Origin of the sequence: Xanthomonas sp. SHU 199 (assembly GCF_000364665.1) — a bacterium.
GTDB lineage: Bacteria > Pseudomonadota > Gammaproteobacteria > Xanthomonadales > Xanthomonadaceae > Xanthomonas_A > Xanthomonas_A sontii.
Map to the genome: position 1 here is coordinate 1 of NZ_AQOI01000020.1, position 8572 is coordinate 8572.

At 61.2% G+C, this 8572-nt stretch carries 6 protein-coding genes and 1 pseudogene; 1 reads left to right on the forward strand and 6 read right to left on the reverse strand.

The genetic code is table 11. The features are described 5' to 3' along the window. Positions 1–58: 58 nt before the first annotated feature. From D183_RS27185 to D183_RS27200, 4 genes are read right to left on the reverse strand one after another with little or no spacing between them, the layout of a single operon-like run. Positions 59–499, reverse strand: a complete 441-nt coding sequence (locus D183_RS27185; protein ID WP_157835134.1) for a hypothetical protein — start codon at positions 497–499, stop codon at positions 59–61. Between the two features lie 49 nt (positions 500–548). Continuing rightward, positions 549–2600: a hypothetical protein gene (locus D183_RS27190; protein ID WP_157835135.1), complete on the reverse strand. Its 2052-nt coding sequence runs from the start codon at positions 2598–2600 to the stop codon at positions 549–551. Continuing rightward, entirely contained in the window at positions 2590–4599 is a 2010-nt protein-coding gene (locus D183_RS27195; RefSeq protein ID WP_157835136.1) for a hypothetical protein, read from the reverse strand. The genes D183_RS27190 and D183_RS27195 overlap by 11 nt, the downstream gene beginning before the upstream one ends. Beyond that, a complete protein-coding gene (locus tag D183_RS27200) occupies positions 4592–5314 on the reverse strand; it encodes a hypothetical protein (protein WP_157835137.1) in 723 nt (240 codons plus the stop codon). The genes D183_RS27195 and D183_RS27200 overlap by 8 nt, the downstream gene beginning before the upstream one ends. 710 nt (positions 5315–6024) lie before the next feature. Between D183_RS27200 and D183_RS0101135 the strand changes: the two are divergent. Next, positions 6025–6561: pseudogene (locus tag D183_RS0101135) on the forward strand (ATP-binding protein); the annotation flags it as partial. Positions 6562–6641: 80 nt separating this feature from the next. Here D183_RS0101135 and D183_RS0101140 read toward each other — a convergent pair. Together D183_RS0101140 and D183_RS23700 are read right to left on the reverse strand one after the other, a co-directional pair. Beyond that, on the reverse strand, positions 6642–7481 hold the full coding sequence (locus tag D183_RS0101140) for an alpha/beta fold hydrolase (RefSeq protein WP_017907362.1): 840 nt from the start codon (positions 7479–7481) through the stop codon (positions 6642–6644). Positions 7482–8034: 553 nt separating this feature from the next. Next, the coding region (locus D183_RS23700; RefSeq protein WP_039725795.1) for a hypothetical protein at positions 8035–8572 on the reverse strand (538 nt) is incomplete at its 5' end.

Below are 8572 nucleotides of genomic sequence, written 5' to 3' on the forward strand. Positions count from 1 at the left end.
CCCAATGTGGCTGAAATGAATGTCGATACAGCCTAGCGTCAGATGTCATGGCTCATCTTCACTCCATCTTCTGCGGCATCCTTACCACCTTCCCCTTTGCCATATCAATACGCAACTGCGAGACTTCGCGCTCCAGTTCGTCGATAATGCACCTCGCCTCCTTGAGTTCTGCTCTAACCAACGCCAGCTCGAGGTTTAGGTCGGCTGCTTCCAATCTGCTGATGTTGTAGTTTGTGGCCAGTTGATGAAACTCTTGCTTGAGATTTTCTACGCGATCTGTCACGGCCCTTCTGACGGACTTCCTTCCAGAGACCATCTTCGCCCGAACCAATTTAAGCCACTCGTTAACCTCGACCAGAGTCGAACTCTTGTGGTTTAGATTCTGCAGTGTGACATTGGCTACGCCGGCCCTTCTACACAGCTCGGCCTGTGAAAGGCGACCAGCGTTATAGGGATAGATCCCGCCACTCTGTTCCACCTCCAGTTCGATCTTGGACATAGTCCTGCGCAGTGCGGTGACAACCCTTTCGGTTCGGGTCTTTGCATTGTTACTTAGAAGCGTCATGGATCCTCACCCGAAGTAGCTCCTCAGCAACCAGCGGATGCGACGACCATCGCTCGCGGATTTCCTCGAAACGGCCCAAGTTCGCAAGCAACTGGCCCCGCCATCGATCTGCAACTAGAGGCTCATCATTCTCTAGAGCTCGCTCCAGATGGCCGATAATTCGCTCGATGACCCGATTGGTGGCTTCCTTCTGCGCGGCCGCCTCTAAGCGATGAGCGCAGTTCGATCTACAGTGAGAAGCATCAGGAGCCCCCTGTTTCCCATTGCATGCTCCCACCTGCCCCGGAAGCTTAGTGCATAGCACACCAGGACGGACCAGCTCCCAGTATCGACCGTTTTCCGTGAGGTCCCTAGCGAGCTCATCGATACTCTGAGCATCAAGCTTGCTGACTCCCCTCAAGTTCGCAAACGTGGATACGGCCTCACGCACGCGATGTGCTGCTTTGCCACCGGCGCTCTCCACGTTGCAGATCGCGTCCTTGGCAAACATTATCGTCTGAGCCTCCGCCACGGCCTGCGCCTCCTCGGCAATGTCCTTATTCGAAAGCAGGTACGCCACTGTCATTTCGGGATCTTCGTGTCCGTAAAGGTCCATCAACACTTGAAGGCCATTGGTTAGCGCCAGCCCGACCAGCCGACCCGTTGTCTTGCGGAGGCGATGAGGGTGGAGATTGCGCTCTCGCATGCTGGCATCCGGTAGGAGATGCTGAAGACCTAGTATGCGCACAAGCCCCTTGAAGCTCGATCCCAGACTATTAAGAGGCGATCCGGAGGTCGTATAGTCGCTGGTCGGTAGCAACACCCAAAGCTGCGGACCTACTGTATCGTGCCCCAAAGCGCGTGCTGCGTCTTCTGCTACGCGAGCCAGCTTGGCCTGCTGCTCGATCGAGACGACGCACATTCGAGGTGCTGGCCAGTCACGAACCTCCCCATCATCTCGAAAAACCAACTTGTAGGTCTTGCCGCGCAACCGCCATCCATCGGCGTTCTCAATCAGTGAATTCTTGGTCAGACTCAGAAGCTCACCCTCCCGGGGGCCGCCGCTGAGTCCCGCAACGAAGGCATGGGCCGCTTGGATAAGCCAAGCTAGTCTCCACAGATCGGGTAAAGACTTAGGTGGCCACTTCAATGATTGACCAGACTTCCAATGCCCTTTTTCATCTAAGCTCTTGAGATTGAGCTCAAAGGGCGGAGCTACCGCGTCACCCGCGGAGTCAAACCACTCAAAGGCCTTCAGTCGCTTCTTTGCCTCCCGGCGGAACTTCTTCAACGCCGAGTGCTTGGATATCCCCTGATCTATCGGATTTCCCTCCAGAGCTAATCTTAGTGCTCTAAGGACAAAGGGGCCAAGCACCTTAATAATCCATACGCATCGCCAGCCGCACTCGGATACGAAGACGTCAGGTAATGCGACATAGGGAGCCACAACGTGCTCTTTAGCCACAGGAAGGAGCTCACCCCTCCTTCTATTCTCAAGACGATCTAGCCGCCTACGGGCGGGAATATCGACGACGTCCGTCAGCAATCGGCGTTGAGATAGGGTTTCAAAGATGCGACCAAAGTTTTGCTTCCCTGTATGCGGAGCAATCGCATAGAGATCGTCAGCGCTCAACCTTGACCATATCCGAGACGGATCTGCGACCGGTTTGGCGATCGCTGCTGCAAGCACACGACGCAGCATGGACATATCTGCCGCCAGCGTGGAAGCGGTACAGGGTCTAGACGTTTGCCCAATGGGTACCAGCCATCGCAAGACAGCAACTCGGGTCACCGCCATGATTGCCGCATCTTCGTTGGCTGCCACGAGCCTAAAGTCGAACACGCGCCTGGAAGTCCTTTGAGAACCCCCTGAGGGCATGAAGTGCTTTGGAACTTCAATCACCCCCCATGTGGCGCCAAAGCCTAGTGCGGACTGAAGTTTCAGAAGTTCGTCGCGCCCCATGGTCTGGATGGTCGATAGATCGCCCAGAGTGGCGAGCACCTCTGAGCGCCGCTCTTCCTGATCGTTGGAGGAGAAGCGTTGATCAAATTTCATGGATGCCATCCCACTCAAGGACATCGTGGCGTCCTTGCTTGATCTCCACCTCCCAGAACCGCACTTGTTCTTCCACCGATACTGGATCGAATTGCGCAAGCGTCTGTATGAGCGCATCCCGCTCTACCTGAAGGCTGTCCGCCCGCCTCCACACCGACAGCGACATCCGCGCACGTAGTGCGTCTAGCTCCGCGAGGCGTTTGCACAAGTCAGGCAAGCTTTCTGGCATTACGATCCCGTGCTCGCATAGGGTGCATCTTTGCTGATTCCGGCAAATTTCGCCTGCAGCGTGAGTCGGATCGATGTGCTTAGGCGGGTGCCGCGGACTGACACAACCCATACCCAAATAAGTTTTGTCCTTCCCCCTCGCCCATCTTTCGCGCTGCTCGTCAGTAACAACACCGCGGTCGCAAAGAGCACGCAGCATCGCTGGATCGCATACCCGGTGCACCTCGATCTCGCCCCAGAGATGGTCCATCAGGCGGCGGACCGAGCCTTCGCCGTGGCGGCGCCACGCGCGGGTGAAGAGGTATCGGCGTACCGACGCCATGCTGGTGTGTCCGGCTGCCAGCTTGGCAATGACCAAGTTGTAGCCGGACTGTAGGAACTCGTTCCCGATGAAGATGTCCCGGAAATCACTAGCCTTTATATCATTTGGGACCAACACAGGAGACGTGCCACCTTCTCTTGGCTCAACTTTGTTGGCCGCATCTGTATCGTGCGCAGCGGCTTGGTTGATCTCATTCGCTAAGCGCTTCAGGTAATTCCCGCTCTCTCTGTGTTCACGCAAGTACGTCTTGTCATCCAATGCGCATAGCGATGGCTCCCGACTGTGGCCAAAATGAAGCCATGGCGATCGCTGCGCAATGGTGGGTACAGCGCAATCCAACACCCCAGCGACGGCCACCTTTCTCAGCGGCGCCGTGCGCTCGGTCAATCGCTTGATGAGCTGGTAGGGTGAATGGGTAGGCTTACCCCGGCTAATCGTTCGCTGCCAGGTTCCTGATCGCACTTTGAAGCTACTGATCCGATAGATGTCCGAACCCAAATCACCGATCTGTACAGCCCAGCCAGGACCAGATACATCTAGATCCAATGCCACTTGCACATTCCAACCTGTTTGAATCAGGAAGAGGTGGAAGAAGTGCTGAACGGTCAACAAGTCGGGATAGAGGCCCTGCCATAACTCCCGAACGCCAACCTTAGCTTTGAAGAAAACATCACTTAAAGGACGAGGCGATCCGTTCTTCCGCGAGGCCGAATAGCCCATTGCTTCGATCAAATCTTGGCAAGACGGCATGGGATTGCCAGTCCTCGCAACCAATGCTCGGTAGGTTGTATGCAAGTCGGCAGCCGACACCCAGGAAGGGGGAATGCGGTCGCTCGGAGGAATATCCAGAAGATTCCGTCCACATTGCGCCATTAGATCAGCATCTCGCCACCGGCCATAAACGTCGTACACTCTTCGCTTCAGTGCCAAGTAAACCTGATGAGCTTGCTCTGGCGTTGCCACATCCCCTAGCTTTTGCTTAGTGCTCCTTCTGGTCATCCAAGCGAGCGGCTCCATTTCGGCCAGTTCACGCGCCGTTTCCAGGATGCCTCGGACCGTCGCATAGTCTGAAGCGTTCGGCGGATGCTTCCAGCGGAGCCACTGCGTTCCGTGGTACGTGGAGAGGTCGGCCAACGAATCTATTGAAGCAAGCCCATCGCGCTCCAGTTGATCAAGCATTCGCCAAAAGCCCCTAAAAGACATTAGACGGCGCGCCATATGGCGTGGCTTGCAATGCCCAATATCTAGGTTGAGGGCGGGCGCAAGCTCGGCGGCAAGCGTTGGCCTCCCGCGAAAGCCGCCCAACCACTTCTTCGCCACGTTGTTCGGAACGACCTCCGGGGCGCCTTCGGCGAATTCGCTAAAGTCGACCTTTGTGCCCACGTAGTCTGGGTGGCGGCAGAGAAGTTGGAAAGTCTGCCCGGTTGGCTTGCTTGTTTCCTCAAACACGCACGTCTCCTTCCTCCAGGTAGTCCTGCCAACGTTGCGCTCCTAGGCCAGCGCTGGATTCGAACCAGTCATGAAGCCAAGCGAGATAGTCGTTTGTGGTCGAATCCGACACGTGACCGAGCTGGGGGCGCAGAACCGTCGTGATATCGCTCAACAGAGAACCCATGAGCCAGTCTGAGTTGAGCTGCCCCAGCTCGCGACCTGCCGCCTTGATCTTCTTCAGCGTGATGTCGATCAACTTGTGGCAGGCAAAGTAGTGCCTGCCAAGGTGTGGATGCCAATCCTCAATGTAGCTTGGCGTTTCGCTCCATGCACGGCGCAGCATGCGCGTGCTGAAAGGTCGATTGGAGCGCTCACCGAGAAACAATTCAGGAGGAAAACCTTGTATCTTACGGCGCGCGCGTTCCTCAGGTGTCTTGGCAGCGCGTATCCAACGCGCATATTGAGAAGGGCGCTCCCTCTGTCGGTAGCTATGAAGGCGCTCGGCCAGACCGATCGGAAGAGCTATCCACCTGGCAGGACCATCAATAGCAGTGGGGCTCGCCCGCCGGCCCTTGGTTCCCGCACGCAGGCAAATCAGAACCTTTCCGCCACGAACATGCCACTGGTCGCGATCTAATGGCAGATAGTCGGCACGCCAGCGTACGCACTCCCGGATCCGGATGCCCGTTTCTAGTATCAATTCGCAGCAAAGCCCCTTGACTTGGCCCCGCATGACGTAGACACGCCGGAGCCACGTTCCGACTTGCTCAGGCGTGGGGAGTACAAAGAGGGGCGGCCTCTCCGGAACCTCTCCTGCACGCGTTAAGACAGCAGCATCGGCATTGGACCTGAGAGCACTACTGGATGTATTCCGTTTTGACCGCCAAGTAGGCACACGAAACGGAGCCGCGTCCTTTGCTCTGAGCCCTGTTTGCTCCGCCCAAGCCAAAAAGAGGGTCGCCTCGCTCGCACGCGCATTGATGGTTTTCCCCGCGAGCGGCGTTCCGTAGCGACTCCAGTCCCCGGTTGACATGGCAGTCTGATAGCCGCCAACGACATGCCTTGTGTAGTCCGCATACCGCCAGTCTAATTTCTTCCAGGCACACCACTCTAGGAAGTTCTTAAGCCGATCGGCCATGGAACGTAACGAGTCAACAGTGGGATAGCTCAGTCGCCGGCGTGGCTGAGCTGCGGTCGCAGAGAATGCTTGCTCAGGCAGCCACTCGAGCAAAGCGCGTTCACGCAAATACCGGCTAGCTCCATCCAGATACTTACAATCGTCGTCCAGCAAAAATGGTACATGAGCGATGGACTGGAAGCCTCGCTCGCGCATCAACTCTGGATCAGGAAACAGTGCCCGCATTCAAGCCACTCCCCCGCAGTTAGATTTCCTTTTAGGAGGCAGGAGTCAGTCGGTCAACACTCAAATTACGTTTTTTGTAGGTTCCTAGAATGAATCCCTGCCCCTGCGGCTGGGCCGGCGACCCCAGCGGCCGCTGTCGCTGCAGCGAGGACGCGGTGCGGCGCTACCGCGCGCGCATCTCCGGCCCACTGCTGGACCGCATCGACCTGCACGTGGAAGTGCCGCGGCTGCCGCCACAGGCGCTGCGCGCCGATGCGCCGCCCGGCGAAGCCAGCGCCGTCGTGCGCGAGCGCGTGGAGCAGGCGCGGCAACGCCAGCAGGCCCGCGCCGGCCGGCCCAACGGCCAACTCGGCCACAGCGAAACCCTGCGCGACTGCCGCCTGCAACCGCGCGACGAGGCGCTGCTGGAACAGGCCATCGAGCGCCTGCGACTGTCGGCGCGCTCGCTGCATCGGATCCTGCGCGTGGCCCGCACCATCGCCGACCTGGACGCCAGCGAGCGCATCGCCACCGCGCATCTGACCGAGGCCATCGCGTACCGGCAACTGGATCGTGGCGAGCCAACGGCGAGCGCCGTGGGTCCGACGCCACCCGGGGTACGCCGCCTGGCAGGGTGACGCCAAGCCGCAGCCGGCGTGCGCCGCATCCAGTCTGCACCCAGTCGTGCCCGCTGAGCGCAGCACTCTGCCGTACGCGCTCAGCTCCTCGCCGCAGCGTCCACCCACTCGGCGATCAAGGCATTGCACCGCCTCGCATGAGTAAATGTCATGCCGTGCGACGCCCCGCCCAGCACCTCATGGCGCGCCTGCGGCAGCCAGGCCGCCAACGCGGCGGCGTTGTCGCGGTACTGGGCCGGGCTGCGTTCGCCGGCGACCAGCAACACCGGCATCGCCAGGGCAGCGGCCTGCTCGGGCCGGTACGCCGGCAGCATGTCCGCAATCTGCGGCACCAGGGTCTGCGCGTTGTCGCGCACCATCTGCCGAAAGCTCGCGCTGCTGCGCGCCCAGGCGCCGGGCTGGCTGACCGAATCGACGAAGCATTCCAGGCCGGCCTCCACCTGGCCAGCTTGCAGCAACGCGATCGCTTGCGCGCGGACCGTCTGAACGTCGGCCGGCAGGCCCTGCCGCTGCGGGCCACCCGGATCGAACAGGGTCAGGCTGGCGATGGCATCCGGCTGCAACAGCGCCGCCTGCCAGGCCACGGCGGCACCACGGGAATGACCGACCAGATGCACCGGCCGCGCTTCCTCGGCGATGAAGGCGACGAGCTGCTGCGCATGCCAGCGCCAGCCGAACGCATGCCGCGACGCCGACGGCAGCCGCGGGTAGTACTGGCCCAGGCTCAGCGCGCTGAGCTGGAAGCGGTCGGCCAGGCCGCGCAGCTGTGGCGCCCAGTAGCGGTAGTCGCACAGGGCCCCATGCACCAGCAGCACCGGCGCACCCTCGCCCACCCGCAGATAGGCCAGCGCGTCGTCCGCGCCGAGCCGGCGGACAGCCGGCTTTGGCAAGGGCGTGCGCGAACTGCTCGTCGCGATCATGCGTGCGACACCGCAACTACCGCCAGCGACGCCGACAGCCAGCGGCCAACAACGCCATCGCCGCGCAAGCAACACGCCGTTTGCGTCGAAAGGGAAGTGGGGAAGCGCTCGGCATCCCGATACGATAGCCGTATCGCCCCGGCGCGGCGACACTGCAGCGATGCGGTGGCGATCGGCGGCACAGCATCGCGCTGGCCGCGCGGCACACGCGCCGGAACGGCGGCGGCAGCCTCCCACCCACAAGGTTGCCAGAGCACACTCCCGCATGAGGGCCTGTGCGACGCAGGGTCGCGCTGTGTCGCACCCTGCATGCATCAGGCAATCACACCTCCAGAATGTGGCGCGTCCGCGGCGCGACGATGGCGAGGCGATGACCTTGATCTCACCGCAAGGGTGCTCCGCGCTTGCCACCATCGCACCGCGGACGCCGCTGCCTCCGCCTCAGGCGCATCACCCGCGCCGAGACGGTCGAACCCGGCCTGGCCTTTCCCCCGATCAGCCAGGCCGCCGGGACGCAGAGGCGGCAGCCACCCCTGCGTCCCTCGCCACTGCGTCAGTCGACGAAGCTCAGCACCAGCGCGCGCACCTGCTGCACCGACACGCCCGCCTGCTGTTTCAGCGCGCCGAGCGCGTAGGCGCTGAGCGTTTCGCGGTCCATGCGTGCGGCCGAACGCGGCGCCACCACGTGGAGCGTGCCGTCTTCCAGCAGGGACAGGCGCAGCGTAGCGTTCTCGTCCGCATCGACGGCCACGCTGGTCTGGGCGCTGGCGCGGACATTCTGCTGCAGGTTCGGCGCGGTCGGCGCGCTGCCGTCCAGCGGGTGCAGCGCCAGGCTGCTGCCCAGGTCTTCCACCCGCAGGCGGCCAAGCGCACGGCCTTCGCCGTCGAACACCGTCAGCACCGCCACTTCAGGCTGCGCCAGGGTCTCGCCACCGGTAGCGAGGCTCACGCCGGCACCGTTGCGCAGCACCTGCTCCATCGCCACATCGCCCGGGGCACCGCCGCGCTGGCCGGCACCCTGGCTTGCGGCGCCAGCACCGCCCTGGGCATCGGCGACGTTGCCTGCGCCGTTGCCACCGGCATTGGCGCCC